Here is a 22,956-nt window from a genome sequence, read left to right on the forward strand (position 1 = left end):
GTTATTACCGCGGTGAGCAGGCTTTCGATCCTGCTCGCCGCTGCAAAGAGGGTATCGAGCGCTGAGCCGCTTTATTCCGGCATGTTCCAGGGTTGTAGGTCGTAACCCTGTTGACTGAGCTCATCGCGGGACTTTTTCAGTACGCTGGCCAGTTGTTCTGGATCGGTATAGATGCTGCGGGACAGTTGTGTACGGCCAAGCAGGCGAGTACTGGTACGGTCGATGACGCTAAGGCTCAGTTCGCCAGTGCCGTCTTGTGGAGCCCAGGCGACGCATTGGAATGGTTGAAACGCGCGGCTGGCGATCAACAGTGCTTCGTTAAAACGGAGCGGGGTGTTCATGGGGTCGGTTTCTCCGAGTAGATCCCAATACAGTAAGCGGCCGCCGGCGCTAGACATACGCTGCTGGCCTGTCATGGGTGTTGATGATCAGAACTGATCTGCAAGTCACATTGGGTCGCAGAATTGATGGACTATGTCGCGAAAATGATAGGTTTTCAGGGTGTTGAGGATGATTTAGGGCGTTTGGCGGCATTTTGAGCTGAAGATGCCCTCTAAGGCGACGCAGCGAACGTGCTTTCTGAGCAGCAAATGGCAGTGCCCTGACCTGATTTTTGAACTCGAAGGAGGACATTTTTGTCGCTGAGCAGCTTCCGCACACCCAATTTGACCCATGGGATTCAGAAGAAAAGACAAAAAATTCGACAGGGCTTTCGTCGGCACGCGAATGGCCGAAGAGCCAGTAATGGTGCCGGTTCGGCTGTCGCTTCTGGCCTTGAGCGACTGCTCGTGGCGGGTTTTAGTCACTGCCGTTGGTCGGCAAAACTGCTCAAAAAATGAACGGATCCAGATTTTTCCGTTCAGAATAGCCAGTAGGTGACATGGGCCCAGATCCTCACCTACCCCCCAAAAGCGGAAGTGAAACCTCATATGCACGAAGTGCGAATGGGGGTTTTTATTACCTGAAAATGGAGATAACCGGATGATTGAAAGTTCGTTCGCTAGGCTCACTTTTTATCTCGATAGTGTAATGCCGCAAGATTAATTAATATAAATTGCTGGATTTTAATTGCAGTCGGTAATTAAAGAGTCCAGTTAAATCATACTGAATCGCTTGTTGATTCATTATTAGAATAAAGAGGTAACCATGGAACTCAATATAATTGCTTCGTTGTTAGAGCAAAAAGCGACCGTGGAGTTTTTGCGCTTAGGCGTTGTTTATTTTCACCTGATTGCCTGTTGTGTGGCGATTGGACTTGTTTTGACCAGTGACATTGCAATGGTCAAACAACTCCTTAAGGGGGATGCGTCAGGTCAGCACGATGATGCGCATATGGAAAGCCTGCAAAAAACAGTAGTGCTTGCTCTTGTAGCGCTCTGGATTACGGGCATTGCTATAGTCGGGATAGATTACGCCGGCAAGGGGATGGAGTATTTCCTCAACCCAAAGTTACAAGCCAAAGTTACTATAGTTATGCTGCTGACCTTTAACGGCGTCCTGTTGCATCGGGCTGTATTGCCTGCTCTGCAAAAAGCGGGTTCGTTGCTGAAGCTCTCCTTCAACCTGCGCATGCTGGCACTTTTCTCGGGAGCGTTGTCGGGCGTGTCGTGGTTCTATGCCACCCTGATGGGTGTTGGCCGCCCGCTGGCTTGGAAGTACTCGCTGGTGGAATTGCTGGCGGCCTATCCGGTCCTCATCGTCGGTGGATTCCTGGCGATGGTACTACTCACCAACTGGGCAAAAAGCAGAGACAGTGCAGGGCGCATGGAGCAAGGCACCTCGGCAGTAAGAAACACTGCTCTTGCTGCATGGTGAGGCCAAGCTGAACAAGGACGTTCAGTCTTAGCAAATAACCCCATTGTTAGGTGTTATATGACATGGCGGTCTCAGGCTTCAAATGCAACACCCGGGCAGGGTGCTGCTAGAAGTTTGAGATCGCCATGTTTATTTTAGGCGCTTGCTAGGTCTTTAATTCGAGCTGTTGCGCTCATGTCGATAAACACTCACCGCTTCATAAACCGCTTTGCGCAAGCGATTTATCCCCCCGATCGGTCGATGTTCCGGCAGCGAATGCCAGGGATTAAACGATAGATTGTCGCAAAATAGATTCTGCTCGGTGCTATCAAAGTCTTGGGCCGGCAGTTTAATGGTCGCGACTGTCTCGAACGCTGCTACCGACTCATCCCACTCGACGCTGGTGTCCTCAATGGGCATGTAGTGTTCGGGGTTTTGCCGTTGTACTTGCAAGGCAAAGCAGGCCGGAACGCGGTCGAGGGAGAGTTGTTGATAAAGCGCGTTACGTAGGAAGTTGGGTAAGTCATGGTTTTGCTTGGATAACTCGTAGTTCGGGCAATTCTCCGGGGTTGGGATGACGCGGTATTTGATGTTGTTTGGCCCGAGCTTGAACGGGGCGATGGAGTTGTAAGTCGTTGCCACCGGGCTTTCCGGTGCGGGGGCCAGCGTTTTCAGGGCGATGATCAGGTGACGCAATTCCCAACTGCGTGGGTCCCAGTTGGGAAAGAAGGCCAAGACTTTTTTGCCGCTGGCTTGGGCGGCGAAGTTGCTTTTGTACTCGGCGACGTCGCGGACGAAGAACGAGGGATGGTTGAACATCACGAAGTCTTGGTCGCCGGCGGTGCTCTGATTGGCCATCAGCTTCGCGCCGGGCACATCGAGCAGTTTGATCGCCATGCCACGAGCGTCGCGGGCACGGTCGAATTGTGGATAGGCGTTGCCGTTGGACAGGCGCATCCAGGCTTGCCAGGTTTTGCCCGGTTCGCTGAACACACCTTGACGCAAGGCTGGGTCGAGTTCCGCTAGCACGGTGAATTCGGCTTTCACGCAGCCGTGGGCTTTGGCATGGGCGTCACGCAGTACGCGGGTGTTGTCGCGGTGCTGTTCGACGACGCGGATGGCATCTTCGATGATGCCTTGGGTGAGGGCGGCTTCACCCGGCGGGATCCGTTCTTCGGCAGACACCGGGCCGGAAAATTTCCAGGCGTAGTAGAGGGAGCCAATGCCCCAGCCGCCGAGGCCGACGACCAGCAGAAGCACTATGAGTTTACCGAGCAAGTGGCCAAGCCAAAGCCAGCAGCGTTTGAGCATGGGGCGAGTCCTTGTTTGTTATGGGGTTTTCCGTGGAGGGATGTTTTCCCCTCACCCGAGTCCTCTCCCCAGCAGGGAGAGGGGATTGCTAGCCCTGACAACTGGGGCCTGGAGTCCAGGGTTTGGCTGCTATGGGTTTTAGTTGGCCTTCCAACTTGGCATTGCCCAGGGTCTTCAGGTACTCAAGCAGCGCCCAGCGTTCTTCGGGCTGTAGGGCGCGGCCGATAACGCCATCCTGACGGCAGCCATCGCGGAATTCGTGACCGCGATTACTGTTACCGGTGACGGTGGTTTTGAAGAGGAAACCGCCGTCGAACTTCTCGCTGTTAAAACCGACGCGCTGCGGGTCGTACTCGTGGTTGCCGACCCAGAACTGCTTCTCGCGTTCGGCGACGGGCGAGAGCAGTTGGAACAGCGTAGGCACCGAGCCGTTGTGTAGGAATGGCGGGGTGGCCCAGATGCCATCGAGTGGGCGAGCCTTGTAGCCACGCTTTTCCTGTACGCCGATGGGCAGGCCGTAGCCGTCCATGTTCCAGCGCTCCTCGGCTTGGATGCCGGCATCCTTATAGGCGCGGTTTTCCACGTAGGCGGTGACGTAGGCCAGGCCTTTAGCGCTGGAGATGCGGGCAAAGTCGACTTTCTCCGGGTTGCCGTCGAGCAATTTGACCCCGAGCTTGCCCAGTTCGGCCTTGTTCCAGCCGAGCTTAGTGATATCGAAACGGTGATCGGCGATGTTGTCGGCGGCGGTGGGGTCGGTACCCACGATGCGCGTCGGCACAATGCGCATCCGCCATTCTGGATCGCGGGCTGGCGCCAGGCGTTCGTCCGGCGCTTTAGGGTTTGCGGCGTGGCAATAGGCGCAATTTTCAGTGAACAGCGCGCGGCCTCGACTGGCCAGTTCGAGGTCGACCTTGCCGAGCACGTCTTCTGGCCAGGTCGGCGGCTTCAGTTGCTTGAGGGTTTCCTCCAGGGTGTAGAGGTCGCGCAGGCGCACGCTGGAGGCATAGCGCTCGGCTTCCGGCACGGCATGGCCGTTGGTTTCGAATAGGCGCAGGGTGGCGCCGACGCCAAGGGCTTCGCCGATATTGCGCGCCATTGGCTGCATGGCCGAGCCGTTCCACTGGACCCAGTCGAACTTCCAGATGTCCCAGACTTGCGGGTAGCTGACCGGGGCATTGCCGACGCGGTAGTTGCTGGGGTCAATCGCATCGCCGAACACGCTGTTGGCGATGCGGCCGAAGGCATCGGTGCGACCGAAGCCTTCTTCTGTGGGGTAGAGACCGCGATGGGTGTCGTTCCAGGCCTGGCCGAGGAGGCGGTTCAGTACGACTTTGAAGTCGTTGCGCAATTGGTCGCGACCCTTAGGGTACTGATGACCGAGCACCGTTTTGGCGAAGCGTTTGAACTTCAGCGGGTTGTAGTAGGTAAACGCCATGCTCATGCCGAGCGCTTGCCCAAAGCTGCCACCGCGCAGGGTCGGCACCGTGGAGGCCAGGGAGTGCAGGGCGGGGCCACCATCGATGCGCAGCGCATGGCCTTTATAACGCAACTCGCCGGTGTGGCAGGCGGCGCAACTGATGTCCAGGTATTGAGCGCCGGATTCGGCATCCTGATGGCGGGCGAAACCGACCGGCAGGTTCCCGGGATTAAGTGGCGTGGGTTGCTGCTGTGGCTCAGTCAGAAAGCCGAAGCGCGCGAGGTAATCGGGACTGGCGAATTTGTCTTGGCCGAAAGGTTGTTCCAGTGCGACGAACCAGTCGTAGCGCAGACCTTTCACTTGTGTGCCTTGCGGGGTGTAGTAGTAAGTCTGCCGCGCTGCTGGGCTCCACTGTTCAAGGTAGTGGAGCTGTTCAGGTTGCTGATAGCTCGGGAGGTTAGGGTTGGCAATGTAATAGAGCACCACGGCCAAGCCCGCCAATAGGGCAAACAGCAGCACAAGCAAGGAGCGGCGGAGGATTTGCATCGGATACTTCCTTGTAGCTTTCTTATGTACCTGACGTTATGCCAAGCAATTCGGCTATTGGCAAGATGCTATTACTGCGTCGGAGAAGTGCCTGCCTAGTAGCTCGCTGAGGCATCGCGCTTTGCTTACGACTCGACATCGACTTGGGCCAGTTCGGTGCGAAGATCCTCATGTGCGCTAAGCGGAATAGGCTTTATAGAGAAACGATCCAAACTGCGTCAAAGATGTTGCTAGCGTTACAGGTACGCGCGCCAAACTATTGTTTTTAATAAGTTTACAAAAAATGGCGCCAAGGATTGAGCATGCTTGAGGACGTCATACCTGCGCCTCGCCGCCTCTTGGTGGTGGATCCCTGCCATGAATGTGCGCGCCTTCTTTCGTACCTGCGTGCAGGAGGCTGGAGGGTGGAAAGCTGTGCCCTGGAAAAAGCCGCTGAGAGGGACTGCGATGTTGGCCTACTGCGCCTGCAAGCACTCAGTTTCCGTCCGCAGCAGATCAAGGAGTTGATTCGCAGCAGTGCTGCAGCATGGATCATCGCGTTGACTCCCAATGAACTGAACCTGCACGGCATTGGTGATTTTGTCGGTGAGTGGTTTTTTGACGTTCACACCTTGCCCTTTGACGTTGCTCGTCTGAAGGTTGCCCTTGGACGCGCCTGCATGGCGCGCCTACATGAGTTGGGTAGCAGCAGAAATCCGGCTTCTGAATACGAATTACTGGGTAACAGCCGGCGCATGAAGGAGCTGCGCAAGCTGTTGATCAAGCTGGGGCCAATCGCTTTACCGGTGCTTATCCGCGGCGAAAGTGGAACCGGTAAAGAACTAGTGGCCCGCACCCTGCATGCTCACTCGCGACGCCCATCGGGGCCATTTGTAGGGCTCAACTGTGCCGCGATCTCCGAGCCTCTGCTGCAGTCCAAGTTATTTGGTCACGAGGAGGGCGCCTTTACGGAGGGTTTTCGACGCACAATCGGCGGCATCGAGTCTGCGGATGGCGGGACTTTGTTTCTTGACGAGATCGACAGCCTTTCTTTGAAATTACAGGCCAATCTATTGCGCTTTTTGCAGGGGATGCAAAGCGGAGGTATCGGCGCTACTCAGTCCTTTTCTGTCAATGTTCGGCTGCTTGCGGCGACCGACCTCGATCTGGAACACGCCATTCGGCAGAAGCGTTTCCGTGAGGATCTTTACTACCAATTCAATGTGTTGCATGTGCAAACCGCTCCATTGCGCGAGCGGAGGATGGATATCCCGTTTCTGGCGGATCACTTAGCCTCGCTCCATTCGGTAGAAGTCGGCCGTTGTCTGCGACACTTCAGCGAGGCGGCACTCGAGGCGATGCTTAAGCATCCCTGGCCGGGGAATGTTCGCGAACTGTCCAACCGAGTGCGTCGCGCTTTGGTGCTGGCCGAAGGGCGGCAGATTGAGGCGCTGGATCTCGGACTGGAAAAAGAGCAGAACCTGGAACCTGCCATCGGCACCCTGAACGAATACATCTTCCGGGCTGAGCGCTTGGCGCTTAACGATGTGTTAACCCGCTATTCCGGCAATATGAGCGAAGCGGCGCGCGTGCTAGGGATATCCCGTCCAACGTTCTACCGCTTGTTGCACAAACACCAGATACGTTAAGCCAACACAACTAATTGCGGCTCGGGTTAGCCTGGCTATAAGAAATGAGCTGACTGCAAAGCTGCGGACAGCAGCACAGGGACTCGCTCTCCTTGACCTTTGAAACACCTGGTCTTTAAAACAACAGTTCCGGGCCGAGATAGGCATTGGCCTGATCGATGTCGTCATCGCCCAGCGCGCCGATGGCGGAGGCTAGTCGCAACTTGGAGAGCAGATACTTCAGTTTCGCTTCGAACAGGTTACGCCGAGCGGTGAACACCAGCTCCTCGGCGTTGAGAATATCGACGTTGGTGCTGCTGCCTGCGAGAAAGCCTTTTTTCGATGAATCGAGTGACTTTTCACTGGAACTCACCGCTTTTTCCAGCGCCCTGACTCGGGCCTCACCACTTTGCACACCGCGAAATTCACGCGTTGTGCCGGAGATGATCTCTTCGCGAGCGGCATTCAATTCTTCTTCAGCCTGGTCTCTGCTCGCCACCGTCTGACGAGCCCGTGCACTGACGTAGCCACCGCTGAACAGCGGGATATTCATCTCTACCCCGACCGAGCCGTAGCGGTTGCGTTGGTTCAGGGTGGACACCGACTCGCTTTCCCCAGAGGTGTAACCCAGCACGAAATCCAGTGTGGGCCAGTGCCCGGCTTTGGCTTTGTTCACTTCTTCTTCTGCTGCATTCACGCTGTAACGCCGAGCTTGTAGCACCGGGTTATCGCTCTGTGCCTTGATAATCCAATCCGGCAGGCTGCCGGGCTCCAGTGGAGGGGTCGGGAAACCTTCGCGCAGAGTGGCGAGCTGCTCGGGCACCTCACCGAGGTACTCCTGTAATAGGCGTCTAGCCACCAGCAGGCTGTCCTGCGCCTCGATCAGCTCGGCCAGTGCCAGGTCTCGCCGCGCAGTCGCTTCATCGACATCGGTGATGGTGCCGTCGCCAAGGTCAAAGCGCCGTTGTGCCGAGGCTACCTGCTGCTCGAAGGCCTTGAGCTTGGCTTTAGCCAATTCAATGGTCTTGTGCGCTAACAAAACGTCGAAATAACGTCCAGCAAGACGCACAGCAGCATCCTGGGTCTTGGCATCGAACACCGCCACGCTGTAGTCAGCCTGTTGCTTGCCCTGGCGATACTCGGCCATCTTTTGCTTGTTGAAGAGGGCTTGGCGCAGTTGCACCGTTCCACCCTTGGACTCGTAGTGGAGATCGTTCTCGACAGTGCGCCCTAAGGCGTTTGGTTCTTCCTGGGTGCCGTTGACGTGGTGATCGTATGCGCTGGCGTTGATCTGCGGCAGCAGGCCGGCCTGGCCAAGTGCGCGGTTTTCTTCACCCGCTTCCTTTTCATGTACGGCAGCCAGGTAGGTTGGTCCCTGATACTGCAGAAGGTGCCAGGCTTCTCGGAGGTCCAGTGCCTGCACCGGAAGGGCGATACAGGCGAGGCCCACGAGTATGAGGCGAGGAGCCATCTCACTGCTCCTTGAAGGAACTGTCGACCCGGTCGAGCAGGGGCTTCATCAGGTAACTCATCAGGCTGCGCTCCCCCGTCTTGATGGTGACGGTAGCTGGCATGCCTGCGCGGATTCGGTTGGCCCCGAGCATGGACATGCCGGCGGGGGTCACTTCGATCTGTGCGAGGTAGAAGGGCTGCTTGTTTTCCTCGTCGATCAGCCGGTCGGCCGAGACGGTCAGCACCGTGCCTGGAATGTTAGGGGTCTGCGCATGGTTGAAGGCGGGGAAGGCAATGTCTACCTGCAGCCCTGGCACCATTTTGTCAATCGCTTGAACTGGGATCATGGCGTCGACCTGTAAGGGTTCATTGGCCGGCACAATGTCCATGATTTTGAAACCTGGCTGAATCACTCCGCCGATGGTCGAGATGCTGAGCCCTTGCACCATGCCATCAATCGGCGAGCGAATTACGGTGTGCTTGACCTGGTAATCAAGCGCTTGTAGCCGGTCGGCAAGCGCGGTGTTTTCCTTTTGTACGTCAGTCAGCAGTGACTGCACTTCTTTACGGTAGTCGTACTCACGCTGGAGAATGCGCAGTTTGAGTTCGGCGATCTGGCCACGGGTGCGAGCAATGTTGTTGATGTTCTCCGCTTGAGAGGCGTTCAGCTCAGCGGCGCTTCGCTCGAGTTCGAGCATCCGGTTCCGTGGGATGTAGCCCTCGGCAGCGAGGCTGCGAGCACCGTCCAGCTCCTGCTGAAGGAATTTGAGCTGGCCTGCGCGCGCGGCATAAATTTGCTGCAAACCCTTGATTTGCCCTTCGGCGGACTTGAGTGTCTCTTGCAGGATGCTGACTTCGCCGGCGAGCCCCGTGAGGCGGGTTGCGAATAGGCGTCGCTGTAGGGTGAGCGAGGCGACGAGGCGTGGGTCGGCCTTGAAACGATCAATCAGTGCCGGGTCGAACGTCACGTCGCTCAAGCCGTCGCGCTCAGCTTCCAGCCGATTCTCAACGGTCTTGCTGACAATGTACTGGGCGCTGACCACGCCTTGCTCGGAGATCGCCTGGGTCGAATCGAGTCGCACCAGCTCCTGACCCTTTTTGACGCTGTCGCCCTCGCGCACCAGAATGGCGTCGATGGTGCCGCCGGTAAGATGCTGGATGGTCTTGCGGTTGCTCGTCACCTTGACGGTGGCGGTAGCGACCACCCCGGCATCCAGTGGCGCCAGCCATGACCATAACAAGAAGCCACCGAAGCCCAGTAACACCAGCAATACCCCCCAGCGCGCAGGTTTGCGATCGTCGACGTCGATGCCTAGCGCAGCATTGGCCAGGACCAGATTCTTGTGCTCAATATTTAACGTGGTCATTTATTCTCTCCCCCTGACCGCAGCCAATGTCGGGGGGCCCCCGGCCGGGAGCACGCTGGCTTGCCGGAGTGCTGCGAACACCTCTTCGCGTGGGCCGAATATCTGCATGTTGCCATCGCGCAGCATCAACACCTTGTCCACGGTGCCCAGCACGCTCGGTCGATGTGAGATAAGTATGGTGGTGGTGCCGCGACGCTTGAGATCTTCGAGCACCTCAACCAGTGCTTTCTCACCGGCGTCGTCGAGATTGGCGTTTGGCTCGTCGAGCACGATTATGGCTGGCTCGCCGTAGAGCGCTCGGGCCAGTCCGATGCGTTGTTTCTGGCCACCGGATAGTGGGCTGCCATCGGCGTTGAGACGCGTGTCGTAGCCTTGGGCAAAGTGCAGGATCATGTCATGGACGCCCGCTCGCTTTGCCGCGAGGATCGCCGCATCGCTGTCGATCTCGCCGAAGCGCGCGATGTTTTCGGCGATGCTGCCCTCAAACAGTTCGACGTCCTGTGGCAGGTAGCCTAGCCAGGGGCCGAGTTCTTCCTTGTTCCAGATAAATACATCGACGCCATCGAGCCGCACCTTGCCCCCCTGGGTTGGCCACACACCCACCAGCAGGCGGGCGAGGGTTGATTTACCCGCGGCGGAGGGGCCGATGATGCCAAGTGCCTCACCGGGTGAGAGGTTGAAGTTCACTCCACGAATGATCGTCTGAGAGGTGCCAGGTGCACCGGCGTAGACATTCTCCACGGCCAGCATTCCCAGTGGTCGCTGTAATGGCATCGCGGGCGGGCGAGCGGGGAAGTCATTCAGCAGTTGATTCAACCGCCCCCACGACCCGCGAGATGCGAGCAACTGCTTCCAGGAACCGATCGCCTGTTCGACCGGACCCAGGGCGCGCCCGGTCAAGATCGAGCAGGCGATCATCATCCCGGGGGTGATCTTGCCTTCGATCGCCAACAGCGCCCCAACCCCGAGAATCAGCGACTGCAAAGTTATCCGCACGAAGCGGCCGATACCGCTGATATAGGCCGCCCGATCAGAGGCCAGGGTCTGCATTTCCAGAATGCGCAGGTGGCTTGTGAACCAGCGCTTGCTGATGGCCGGGAGCATCCCCATGGCCTCAATGACTTCAGCGTTGCGCAGATTGTTATTGGCGAACGTGCCGGAGGTTTGCGAGGCCTGATTGGCTTCAGCCAGCGGCTTTTTGGTGGCGATCTCCGTCAGATAGGTAAGCAATATGAGAATCAGCGAGCCGATCAGTGTCAGCAGCCCGAGCAAGGGGTGAATCAGGTAGGCGACCAATAGATAGATCGGCGTCCAGGGCGCGTCGAAGAAGGCGAACAGGCCGTTGCCGGTAAGAAACTGGCGCACCTGGGCCAGATCCTGCAATGCCTGTGCGGGGTTGCCGCCCGCTCGCCCTAGGTTGCGCTCAAAGGCGGCGGTGAAGATCCGGCGATTGAGCGTCATGTCGAGCCGATTGCCGACTCGGATCAGTACCTTCGAGCGCACCACCTCCAGCAGCGCCATCAGCATATACAGCCCCAGTACCAGAACCGTCAGCATCAGCAAGGTGGTGACATTGCTGCTGACCAATGCACGGTCGTAGACCTGCAGCATATAAACCGCAGGCGTAAGCATTAATAGATTGATTACGCCACTGAAAGCGGCCAATGAGTAAAAGGTGCGGCGCACACGAAACAAGGCATCCGCCAGCTCAGAACGTGGGTTCGACTGCTTATCCATCGTGGTCATCCCTTGCTGCAGACTTTCTGGGAAATCCCGTGCGGCAAGAACCAGCTGACGGAGTACAGAGCTGTTCCATTCTGCTTACCGTCCGATCCTCAAGGATCTTGTTCCGATCACAACCGCCCTAGCTGTTTCCAAATCCAGAGTAGGTGAGGTTTGTCTCTTTGGCGAAACACCTTGTCTGCTTTTCGGCGTTCTTTGTTCTTTGTATAAAAATATTTATGTTTATAAACAGCTAGTTATGATTTTAATTGCCGCTTGTCGTGGAGATTGACGGATGCTTGACACTCATCATCGATGCAACTTAAGTCTACCTCAGGGCAACGGTTGACATTGTGAGCGGCACTGAGCTAGGGGTGCTGGAGCTGATGTCGGCGTCCCTTGCTAGGGAGAACATCATGAGCACTGCCGCGCACTCGCAAAGAGTGAAGGTACTTTTCCCGAAACCCGTCTTAGCCCCCGAGTTTCATGGGCCACCTATGACCTGAGCAACACCACCGACCCAGTCGGTGCGGAGTTGTTATGGGACTGAATTCCCCGTAGTCGAGCACGGCTGAGCGCATGCGATTCAGCACGGACTCGGCGTGGCTGTGATACCAGGTCCTGTCGTTTTTGTTCATTGAGTCCAACGCTAAACCACATGTTTGTAGCTGTGTTTTACGCATGTGGTTTCCTGACTTATTAAGCATCGAGGAAACAGTCATGGCCAACTTCATCAAATCCGATCTCGAGTTCATTCTTCAGCAAATTTTCATCGCCGAAGCCGACGCTGACCCGGACGGCCCAAGCCTTTCTGATCTGCTGCCGAACTCATTCGTGCCTTTTGGCCTGCGCACGGTAGACGGATCGTTCAACCACATATTCCCGGGGCAGAGCGAGTTCGGTGCAGCCGACACACTGTTTCCGCGCCTGACCACCCCGCTGTTCCGTCCGGCGGAGGGTAGCCCGGCGGGTTTCTTCGGCCCGGGCAGCCCCGCAGGGCCGGCCACCTCCTACAGCCAGACCAGCGGCCTGGTGTTCGACTCGCAGCCGCGGATCATCAGCAACCTGGTCGTCGACCAGACGATCACTAATCCGGCGGCTGTGCAGGCTTTCGTCGATGCGGGGCAGGGCACCATCGACCCTCTGACAGGTGCGTTGCTGGACCTCGATGGTGTGCCGATCCCTGCCGGCCAGACTCTGTTCATTCCCAACACAGCGCCGGACGTAGGCCTGTCGGCGCCGTTCAACGGCTGGTTCACCTTCTTCGGCCAGTTCTTCGACCACGGCCTCGACCTGGTGACCAAGGGCGGCAGCGGCACGATATTCATCCCGCTGCAGCCGGATGATCCGCTGTTTGTTGCGGGCAGCCCGACCAACTTCATGGTGCTGACGCGGGCCACCAATCAACCCGGTCCGGACGGCATTCTGGGCACCGCCGACGACATCCACGAGCACACCAATACCACCTCGCCCTTCGTCGATCAGAACCAGACCTACAGCTCGCATCCCTCGCACCAGGTGTTCCTGCGTGCCTACGAGTTAAACGCCGCCGGCGACCCGGTTGCGACCGGCAAGCTGATCGTCAATCGTATCCTCGGCGATGGCATCTTCGGCAACGCGGACGACGTTGTCACGGGTCCGGGTACGGGCGGCATGGCCACCTGGGCCGTCGTCAAGGCGCAGGCGCGCGATATTCTCGGCATCAATCTCACGGATGCGGACGTGTTCGACATTCCGCTGCTGGCGACCGATGCCTATGGCAACTTCATTCCCGGCGCCAATGGCTTCGTGCAGATGGTGGTGAGCAACCCCGATGGCACCACCAGCCTAGTGGAAGGGAATCCGCTTGCCCCCATCAGTACGGTCAACGCCGTGCGCACCGGCCATGCCTTCCTCAACGACATCGCTCACAGTGCGGTGCCCAACCCGGGGCTCGTGGTCGATGCCGATACCGTCGCCGGTACAGACGACGGCTTGGCCACCACCTATGACAACGAACTGCTCGACGCGCACTTCATCGCCGGCGACGGCCGCGTCAATGAGAATATCGGCCTGACCGCCGTCCACCACGTGTTCCACGCCGAGCACAACCGGCTGGTCGATCATACGAAGGAGGTGATCCTGCAGGCGGCAGCGGCGGGTGACGTGGCTTTTCTCAACCAGTGGCTGCTGACGCCTGTTGTTGCAGTTCCCGCTGACCTGTCGACCCTGGTGTGGGATGGCGAGCGCCTGTTCCAGGCCGCGAAATTCGGCACCGAGATGCAGTACCAGCACCTGGTGTTCGAAGAGTTCGCCCGTAAAGTCCAGCCGATGGTCGATGCCTTCCTGGCTCCGGAAGGGTTCGATACGACTATCGATCCATCGATCGTCGCCGAGTTCGCGCACACGGTCTATCGCTTCGGCCACACGATGCTGACCGAGACTGTCGATCGCCTCGACCCCAACTTCGCCTCGAGCGAGATCGGCCTGATCGAGGCCTTCCTCAACCCGCTCGCGTTCAATCAGCTCAGTGATGGTCTGGGCGGAACCGTAACCGTCAGTGCTGAAGCGGCAGCCGGTGCCATCGTGCGCGGCATGACCCGCCAGGCCGGCAACGAGATCGATGAGTTCGTCACCGAGGCGCTGCGCAACAACCTCCTCGGCCTGCCGCTCGACCTTCCCACCATCAATATCACCCGTGGCCGCGATACCGGCATTCCGTCCTTGAACGCGGCGCGCCGTGAATTTTATGAAATGACCAGCGACAGCCAGCTCAAGCCTTACACCAGCTGGCTCGACCTCACGCAATACCTGAAGCACGAGCTGGCGGTCGTCAACTTCATCGCTGCCTATGGCACGCACGGGACCATCACCGGCGCGACGACGCTGGCGGCCAAACGCGCGGCGGCCATGAACCTGGTGTTCGGCGATGCAACATTGACCGGGCAGGCTGCGATCGACTTTGAAGCAGACCGTCTCGCCTTCCTCAACAGCACCGGCGTCTGGGCGAGCGGCGCGGACGGCGTGACCATCACCGGCGTCGACGCCATCGACTTCTGGGTTGGCGGCCTGGCCGAGGAGCAGATGCCCTTCGGCGGCATGCTCGGCTCGACCTTCAACTTTGTGTTCGAGACGCAGATGGAGGCACTGCAGAACGGCGACCGCTTCTACTATCTGTCTCGTCTGGCGGGGCTGAACTTCCTCAACGAGATGGAGAACAACTCGTTCGCCAAGCTGGTGATGCTCAACACCGACGCGACGCACCTGCCGGCCGACATCTTCTCGACGCCGGGCTTTATCCTCGAGGTCGACCCGACGAAACAGTTCACGGGTCTGAACGATGCGGGCCCGGACGGAATTCAGGGCAATGCCGATGATGTCATTGGCCCGGATCTTATTGCCAACAACTCCGACCCGTTGGGCGGCAGCGCCCTCATTCCGCTGGTGATTCGCGACAACCCCGCCACCGCGGGCCTCGACACCAACTACCTGCGCTACACCGGCGTAGACCATGTGGTTCTCGGGGGTACCGCCGGTGATGACATCCTCATCGCCAGCATCGGTGACGACACGCTCTGGGGCGACGGCGGCAACGACAGGCTTGAAGGCGGCGACGGCGTCGACAACATCGAAGGCGGCGACGGCAACGACATCATCACGGATTGGGGTGGCGACGACATCCTCAAGGGCAATGCCGGCGACGACGTCATCCACGGCGGCAACGGCTTCAACCTGATCCTCGGCGGTGACGGCAGCGACTTCATCATCACCGGCGAGGACGTTTCCGAGACCTTCGGCGGTCAGGGCAACGACTTCATCCTCGGCGCGCAAATGAACTTGCCGACCTTCGGCAACGAAGGCGACGACTGGATCGAGATCGGCACCTCGGATGGCGCCGGCGGCGACAATTTCGACCCGCAAGAGGCCGGCACGGTGATCGGCCATGACGTCTTCATCACCGGCGGCGGCTTCGATGAAGCCGACGGCGAAGGCGGCGACGACATCATGGTCATGTCCGACGGCGAGGATCACTTTGGCGGCGGCGGCGGTTTCGACTGGGCCAGCTACAACAACGATCAGCTCGGCGTGACCGCCGACATGCTCGTCAACGACTTCATCGAGCCGCCGGTGGCGCCCTCGAACCAAGGCATCCTCGATCGGTTCGCCCAGGTGGAAGGTCTGACGGGATCGGCGTTCGGCGACGTGCTGCGCGGCGATGATGCCGATGCGGCCGAGATCGGCACCGGCGATGCGCAGGACAGCACGCTCAACGCTGCCGGCATCGCCCGCATCGCCGGCCTGCAGGAGTTCCTCACGCAGGCGTTCGGGGCGCCCGTGATCTCGTTCGGCGCCGGCAACATCATCCTCGGCGGCGGCGGCAGCGACATCATCGAGGGCCGCGGCGGCGACGACCTGATCGACGGCGACCGCTGGTTGAATGTGCGCATCGAGGTGACCGGGCATGTGCCTGCGGCAGGCCAACCGGTCATTACCAGTGTCAATAGCCTGGCTGAGCTTGTGCCCTATATGCTTTCGGGCGAAATCACACCCAGCCAGCTCAGCATCGTTCGTGAGATCAACACGGCCGCCGCCGCCTTCGACACGGCGATGTTCTCCGGCAACCAGGCGGATTACACGGTCGTCGTCAACGATAACCTCACCCCGCTCGACTTTAGCGACGATGTCGTCACGGTGACCGACAACGTCGGCACCGATGGCATCGACCGTCTCGTCAACATCGAGCGGCTGCAGTTCGCCGACTCGTCGCTCGTCCTGGTGCCCGGGCTCAACGCCGAGCCGCTGGGCTTGCTGACGATCGACGACCCTACGCCGGCGGTGAATCAAGTGTTGACCGTGTCGTCGGCGGGCGTGAGCGATGCGGACAATCCCGGCGGAACCATCACCGGCCCCATCAGCTTCGTCTGGCAGGTCGAATTGGTCGCCGGCTCGGGCGTCTTCACGGACATAGTGGCGCTCGGTGGCGGCAACCCTGCGACAGCGCACGGCAATACCTTCCGCGTCACGCCTGACCTCGATGGCTTGGCGCTGCGCGCCAGGGCCGTTTACCAGGACGCCAATGGCGTGCTGGAGAACGTGTTCTCTGCCTCAACCACGGCGGTCACTGGTGTTGTCGCTCTTCCGCCAGTAGCACCTGTGCCACTAGAGTCGCCAACCACCAGCCCTGGCAACGGTCTCCATCTGATCCGCGCCGACCTGCAATTCATACTCGACCAGATATTGTTCGCGGAAAGCCGTCCGGACGGTAATGTCCTCGACGTTATCCCGAACTCACGCCTGCCGTTCGGCCTGCGCACGGTCGACGGCACGTTCAACAACCTGGTCCGGGGCCAGACCGACTTCGGCGCCTCGGACCAGAACTTCCCGCTGCTGTTGGATCAGGTGTTCCGCGATGATGCGGACGGCGACACCTTCGGGCCGGTGATCAACACCAACTACGCCAGCACCATCAGCGTCGCCGATGCCGATCCGCGCATCATCAGCAATCTGATCGTCGATCAGACGATCACCAATCCGGTCGCCGTGCAGGCTTACGTCGATGCAGGCTTTGGCACCCTGGACGTGAATGGTGTCCTGCTTGACCTCGCTGGTGTCCCTATTCCGGGCGGCGTGACCCTGACCCTCCCCAACACGGCGACGGACGAGGGCCTGTCCGCGAGCTTCAACACCTGGTTCACCTTCTTCGGCCAGTTCTTCGATCACGGCCTCGACCTGGTCGACAAGGGCGGCAGCGGCACGGTCTTCATGCCGTTGCAGCCGGACGATCCGCTGTTCGTTGCGGGCAGTCCGACTAACTTCATGGTGCTGACACGGGCCACCAACAGCGCCGTCAACGCCGGAGCCGATCTCACACTCGGCACGTCCGACGACGTCCACTTCCACAACAACGAGACGACTCCGTTCGTCGACCAGAACCAGACCTACACCTCGCATGCCTCGCACCAGGTGTTCCTGCGCGAGTACGTGCTCGTCGATCACGACGGCCTTGCTGGAACTCCGTTGCGCCCTGTCGCCACCGGCCGGCTGATCGATGGCGCCAACGGCGGCATCGGCAGCTGGGCCGAGGTCAAGGCTCAGGCCGCGGATCTGCTCGGCATCCAGCTGAGCGATTTCGACATCCACGACGTTCCGCTGCTGGCCACCGACGCCTACGGCAAATTCATCCCCGGCGTGAACGGCTTTGCCCAGTTCGTCACCACCACCGGTCTCGTCGAGGCGAACCCGGCGGACAACGGCGGCTTGGGCACCCTGGTGCCGGCCAACGGGCTGCGCTCTGGCCACGCCTTCCTCAATGACATCGCCCATCACGCGTCTCCGGGACTGTTCGATAACGACGGAAATCCCGCCACGCCGGGGATTCCCCAGGTCGCCGATGCCGATGCCGGCCTCGAGGGCCTGTTCGGCGATGACCTTGATCCCGCGACCTACGACAACGAACTGCTCGATGCGCACTTAATCACCGGCGACGGCCGCGGCAACGAGAACATCGGCCTGACCGCGGTCCACTTCGTGTTCCACGCCGAGCACAACCGCCTGGTCCAACACATCCAGGACGTGGTCCTCGCCAGCAATGATCCGGCGTTTATCGCGCAGTGGCAGTTCCCGGACGGTTCGTGGAACGGCGAGCGCCTGTTCCAGGCCGCCCGCTTCGGCACCGAGATGCAGTATCAGCACCTGGTGTTCGAGGAGTTCGCGCGCAAGGTCCAGCCGCAAGTCGACGTATTCCTGGCTGAAGGCCAGGGCTACGATTCGACGATCAATCCGGCGATCGTTGCCGAGTTCGCCCACGTCGTCTATCGCTTCGGCCACTCCTTGCTGCCCGACACCATCGATCGCTTCGACGCGGACTTCAGCCTGGTCGGCGCGGATACCGCGCAGATTGGTCTGATCGAGGCCTTCCTCAATCCGCTCGAGTTCACCGCCAGCGGCGCGACGCCCGGGGAAGCAGCCGGCGCCATCATTCGTGGCGTCACCCGCCAGGTCGGCAACGAGATCGACGAGTTCGTCACCGATGCGGTGCGCAACAACTTGCTCGGCCTGCCGCTCGATCTGCCGGCCATCAACCTGGCGCGCGGCCGCGATACCGGCGTGCCATCACTCAACCAGGCGCGGGCCCAGTTCTACACCTGGACCGGCGACAGCCAGCTCAAGCCGTACGAGAGCTGGGCCGATTTTGCCGGCCACCTGAAGCACGAAGCCTCGCTCGTCAATTTCATCGCCGCCTACGGCACGCATGATTCGGTCACGCTTGCGACGACGACTCTTGCCAAGCGCGCGGCCGCCTACGCCCTGGTTTACGGGGACGGTGGTATTGATGGAGACGTGCTCACGCTCGGAGACAATCCGACCGTGCCTGTGCCGGCCGACCGTCTCGACTTCCTGAACGCGACCGGTGCCTTCGCGCCGGATGGCTTAGGCCCGAATGAGGACAGCCGTGGCGGCCTCAACAACGTCGACCTGTGGATCGGCGGCCTCGCCGAGAAGCAGATGCCGTTCGGCGGCCTGCTCGGCTCGACCTTCAACTACGTGTTCGAAAACCAGATGGAGAAGTTGCAGAACGGCGACCGCTTCTACTACCTGGAGCGCACCGCGGGGCTGAACTTCCTCACGGAGCTGGAGAACAACTCGTTCGCCAAGTTGATCATGGCCAACACCAACGCGACGCACCTGCCGGGCGACGTGTTCTCGACGCCGGGCTTTACCCTCGAGGTCGATCAGGCGTCGCAGTTCACCGGTCTCGGCCTTGACGGCCGTGCCGATCCCGTCGCCCTCGGCGCTCTGACTCCGCTGGTGAGCCGCGCCCCGGGCTTCCTCAAATACACCGGCGACCAGCATGTCGTCCTCGGCGGCACGAATCCAGGCAACCTCGCTAACCCCAGCGGAAATGACACCATCATCTCCAGCGAGGGCGACGACACGCTCTATGGCGACGCTGGCAACGACAGACTCGAGGGCGGCTACGGTAACGACATGATCCTCGGTGGTGCCGGCGACGACATCATCACGGACCTGGGCGGCGACGACAACCTTCAGGGCGGCGACGGTAACGACGCCATCCAGGGCGGCAACGGCGTCAACCTGATCCTCGGTGGCTTCGGCAACGACTTCATCGTCACCGGCGAAGACGAGTCGGAGGCCTTCGGCGGCACCGGCAACGACTTCATCTTCGGCGTTAAACCGGTCGAAATGCTGTTCGGCAACGAAGGCGACGACTGGCTCGAACACGGCATGGCCGATGGCAGTGCCGGCGAGAACTTCGACACCCGCGGGCTGGACTCGATTATCGGTAACGACGTCTTCATCGGCGACACTGTAGCCGACAGGATGTTGGGTGAAGGCGGCGACGACATCATGGTCGGCAATGGTGGCCAGGTGGATCGCTACATCGGTAGCTCCGGTTTCGACTGGGCCGTCTTTAAGGACGCTACAGCTGGCGCGAGCGTCGACTTGCGCCTGCGCGCCTTCGATGAAACGCCGGTGCCGCTGTCGCCCGCATCGACCCTTGCCCGGTACGAATCGGTGGAAGGTCTCTCGGGCTCGGCGTTCAGCGATATCCTGCATGGCGATGATGCCAACGCGGCCGCGATCGCCGCCTCCGGCTTCACGGGCAGCGTGCTGACCAATATCAGCCTGATCAATGGTCTGCAGGGCTTGCTCAATGACGTGCTCGGGGCGCCCGGAGTACCTGTGACTTCGTTCAGTTCGGGCAATATCATCCTGGGCGGCAACGGCAGTGACATCATCCAAGGCAATGGCGGTGACGACCTCATCGACGGCGACCGTTGGCTGAATGTGCGCATCAGCGTACGCACCAACCCGGACGATCCTCTCACGGAGTTCCGCAGTGCCAACAGCATGACCGAGCTCCAGGCGGACATCTTCGCAGGCACCATCAACCCCGGCCAGCTTGTCATCGTCCGTGAGATCCTGCCTGGGAGTGTCGGCTTTAACTTCGACACCGCCGGGTACTCGGGCCTTCTCGCTGATTATGTGGTCACGGAGGTCTTTCACGATAACGGGACGCTCGACATTGCCGACGACTTTATCTCCTACACGGTCACCGACCTTGTCGATGGCAGGGACGGGACTGACAGCATCATCAACATCGAGCGGCTGCAGTTCAACGATCAGTCGATGGTGCTCGTCGCCGGCTTGAACGCCGAGCCGCTGGGCTTGGTGACGATCAACGACACCACACCGGAAGTCGGCTCGCTACTGGCGGCATCGGTGCCCGGGGTGACCGATGCGGACAACCTTGGTGGTGCGATCACCGGGCCTGTGAGCTATCAGTGGCAGGCCGATGTGCGCGGCGACGGCGTCTTTGAAGACATAATCGTGGCGACCGGGCTAGGCGATGAACGTGCAAACGGCCCAACCTTCAGGGTGACGGCGGATCTCGCCGGGCTAGTGCTGCGCGTCAAAGCCATCTACCAGGACGCCAACGGTGTGCTCGAGACCGTGTTCTCGGCAACGACGGACGTGGTGGCGGCGGTTTCCGTCCAAGACGCACCGGTCGGCACCATGCTGATTAGCGACACGACGCCCCTTACCGGTCGGCAGTTGACCGCCATCCGCGCCTTCACCGATCCCGACGGCCCGGTTAACCCGACGCTCTCGTATCAGTGGCAAGCAAGAACCGGCGCAGACCCCTTCGTCGCTATCGCCGGCGCTACCACCGCGACCTTCACGCCGACCCTGGCGCAGATCGGTCAGCAGCTGCGCGTCGTCGTCACCTACACCGACGACCTCGGCACGCTGGAAACGGTGACCTCGGCGCCGACGGAGTTGGTGGGGTCTCTCATCATCGGCACTGCAGGAGACGATGTGCTTACCGGCACAGCGGGCGGCGACGAGATCCAGGGGCTCGGCGGTAACGACACCCTGAATGGGTTGGCTGGCAACGACATTATGACCGGCGGGCTGGGCAACGATACCTATGAAGTCACCGAGCTTGGGGATGTGGTGAACGAACTCCTCGGCGAAGGCACGGATACGGTGCGGACCTCGCTGGCGAGTTACGCCTTGGGGGCCAACGTCGAGAACCTCACCTTCTTTGGTGGTGGCAACCACACGGGCACCGGTAACGCCTTGGCCAACACCATCACGGGGGCCGCGGGTATCGACGTGCTCGACGGTGACGCGGGTAATGACGTGCTCAACGCTGGCGGGAGCAATGACACGCTCTTTGGTGGCACCGGCAACGACACGCTCAATGGCGGAGCCGGGGCCGATGCCATGGCCGGTGGCGCCGATGATGATACCTATATCGTCACCGAGGTCGGAGACGGGGTCACCGAGCTTGCTGGCGGAGGCAATGACGTGGTCTTTACCTTGCTCACCAGCTATACGCTGGGTGCCAACGTCGAGCGTCTCGTCTATGGCGGCGTCGGCAACTTCACCGGTACCGGCAATGCGCTCAACAACGCGATCACGGGTGGTGTGGGTAACGACGTGCTCAACGGTGGCGGGGGTAACGACACGCTCAGCGGTAGCGCCGGCAATGACACGCTCAACGGCGGAGCCGGGGCCGATAGCATGGCTGCTGGTGTCGGTGACGATACCTATATCGTCACCGAGGTCGGAGACCTGGTCACCGAGTTTGGCGGCGCAGGCGATGACATGGTCTTTACCTTGCTCAACAGCTACACGCTGGGTGCCAACGTCGAGCGTCTCGTCTACGGTGGCGTCGGTAACTTCACCGGTACCGGCAACGGACTCGCCAATGTGCTCAGAGGCGGCGTGGGTAACGACGTGCTAAGCGGTGGCAACGGCAACGATGTACTCTTTGGCGGTGCAGGCAACGACACGCTCATCGGTGGGGCCGGCAACGATACCTTCGTGTTTGCTGCCGGTTTCGGCACCGACTCGGTCCAGGGCTTCGACGCCAATCCGGCCGGGGGGCAGGACGTGCTCAACATCGCAGCGCTGGGAGTGACCGCGGCGAACTTTGCCGCCAGCGTGACCATCGCCGATGTCGGCGCGGACACCTTGGTGACGATTGGTGCGGGCTCAATCCGCCTGGTGGGTATCGTCGACGCGGCCACCGTAACCCAAACCGATTTTACCCTGGGGGTATGAGGAGAGCGCCAGAAGGCACTAGCTACAAACAGCACTCGCTATAAAGAGTTGTGGTGTGCGGCGCAAAGCCGCACACCATATTTTTTTCTAACGGTAACCCCCCCGAAAAACGCGCTGTCTTCACGCAACAATTTTCGCTGTGTACCCGTTAAATCTTGAGTTGGGCGGCAGCTCCTACGGGTTTTGCGTTTTTCCAACGCGCGCCTTGCAACAGCTGATGCAGTTCGTAGGCTGGGTTTCACTCCGTTCTACCCAGCCTACGATTGAGTCGGCGACCGGGCTACAAAGGGCGGCTCACCCGCGCAAACAGTGCGTAGGCTGGGGAGCGCTTCACGAAACTTAGTTGCGTTTCAGTCGTAACTGCTACCACTGCGACTAGTGTGCTGTCTCAGAATTATTGTTTCGATGACACCGGCTCGTAGGGTGCGCCGTGCGCACCAGGCACCCGGTTGTCAGTGGTGCGCACGGCGCACCCTACACAGGCCACTAGTGCCGACAATCGGGTCATTCAGACAGTCCGGCTTGCCGTCGTCATACAGATCTATCTTCACCCGGTTGCGGATCGCCCCGCCCACCGCGATCTGACCGGCAGGGCCTAATCTCTGCTTTCGCCCCGGATCGTGCGGGCGAGCATATCTATATCGCGCTCTGGTTGTGACATGTT

General features: G+C 59.9%; 9 protein-coding genes. 3 read left to right on the top strand and 6 right to left on the bottom strand.

Going from position 1 to position 22,956, the window contains the following annotated elements; all coding sequences use genetic code 11:
- Window positions 1-71 precede the first annotated feature (71 nt).
- Window positions 72-341: a hypothetical protein gene (locus FFS13_RS14070; RefSeq protein ID WP_137819710.1), complete on the bottom strand. Its 270-nt coding sequence runs from the start codon at window positions 339-341 to the stop codon at window positions 72-74.
- An 805-nt stretch (window positions 342-1,146) separates the two neighbouring features.
- Here FFS13_RS14070 and FFS13_RS14075 point away from each other — a divergent pair.
- Window positions 1,147-1,815 (top strand): hypothetical protein, encoded by a 669-nt coding sequence (locus FFS13_RS14075; protein WP_137819711.1) that lies wholly within the window; start codon window positions 1,147-1,149, stop codon window positions 1,813-1,815.
- A gap of 153 nt (window positions 1,816-1,968) precedes the next feature.
- Here the strand turns inward: FFS13_RS14075 and FFS13_RS14080 are convergent, their stop codons facing one another.
- A complete protein-coding gene (locus tag FFS13_RS14080) occupies window positions 1,969-3,105 on the bottom strand; it encodes a catalase family protein (protein ID WP_137819712.1) in 1,137 nt (378 codons plus the stop codon).
- Window positions 3,106-3,193: 88 nt separating this feature from the next.
- Window positions 3,194-5,068: a di-heme-cytochrome C peroxidase gene (locus tag FFS13_RS14085; protein ID WP_137819713.1), complete on the bottom strand. Its 1,875-nt coding sequence runs from the start codon at window positions 5,066-5,068 to the stop codon at window positions 3,194-3,196.
- A gap of 302 nt (window positions 5,069-5,370) precedes the next feature.
- On the opposite strand from FFS13_RS14085, the gene FFS13_RS14090 reads away from it, so the two are divergent.
- The gene (locus tag FFS13_RS14090) at window positions 5,371-6,696 is read left to right on the top strand and encodes a sigma-54 dependent transcriptional regulator (RefSeq protein WP_137819714.1); all 1,326 of its coding nucleotides are present in this window, start codon (window positions 5,371-5,373) and stop codon (window positions 6,694-6,696) included.
- 115 nt (window positions 6,697-6,811) lie between these two features.
- Here the strand turns inward: FFS13_RS14090 and FFS13_RS14095 are convergent, their stop codons facing one another.
- From FFS13_RS14095 to FFS13_RS14105, 3 genes are read right to left on the bottom strand one after another with little or no spacing between them, the layout of a single operon-like run.
- Window positions 6,812-8,146, bottom strand: coding sequence for a TolC family outer membrane protein (locus tag FFS13_RS14095; RefSeq protein WP_137819715.1), 1,335 nt, complete (start codon window positions 8,144-8,146; stop codon window positions 6,812-6,814).
- Window position 8,147: 1 nt separating this feature from the next.
- Complete coding sequence (locus tag FFS13_RS14100) at window positions 8,148-9,494, bottom strand: HlyD family type I secretion periplasmic adaptor subunit (RefSeq protein ID WP_137819716.1); 1,347 nt, start codon at window positions 9,492-9,494, stop codon at window positions 8,148-8,150.
- Complete coding sequence (locus FFS13_RS14105) at window positions 9,495-11,231, bottom strand: type I secretion system permease/ATPase (RefSeq protein ID WP_137819717.1); 1,737 nt, start codon at window positions 11,229-11,231, stop codon at window positions 9,495-9,497.
- A gap of 705 nt (window positions 11,232-11,936) precedes the next feature.
- On the opposite strand from FFS13_RS14105, the gene FFS13_RS14110 reads away from it, so the two are divergent.
- Window positions 11,937-22,292: a peroxidase family protein gene (locus FFS13_RS14110; protein ID WP_137819718.1), complete on the top strand. Its 10,356-nt coding sequence runs from the start codon at window positions 11,937-11,939 to the stop codon at window positions 22,290-22,292.
- The last annotated feature ends 664 nt before the right edge of the window (window positions 22,293-22,956 follow it).

This window comes from Pseudomonas sp. 2FG (assembly GCF_005502935.1).
Taxonomy (GTDB): domain Bacteria; phylum Pseudomonadota; class Gammaproteobacteria; order Pseudomonadales; family Pseudomonadaceae; genus Aquipseudomonas.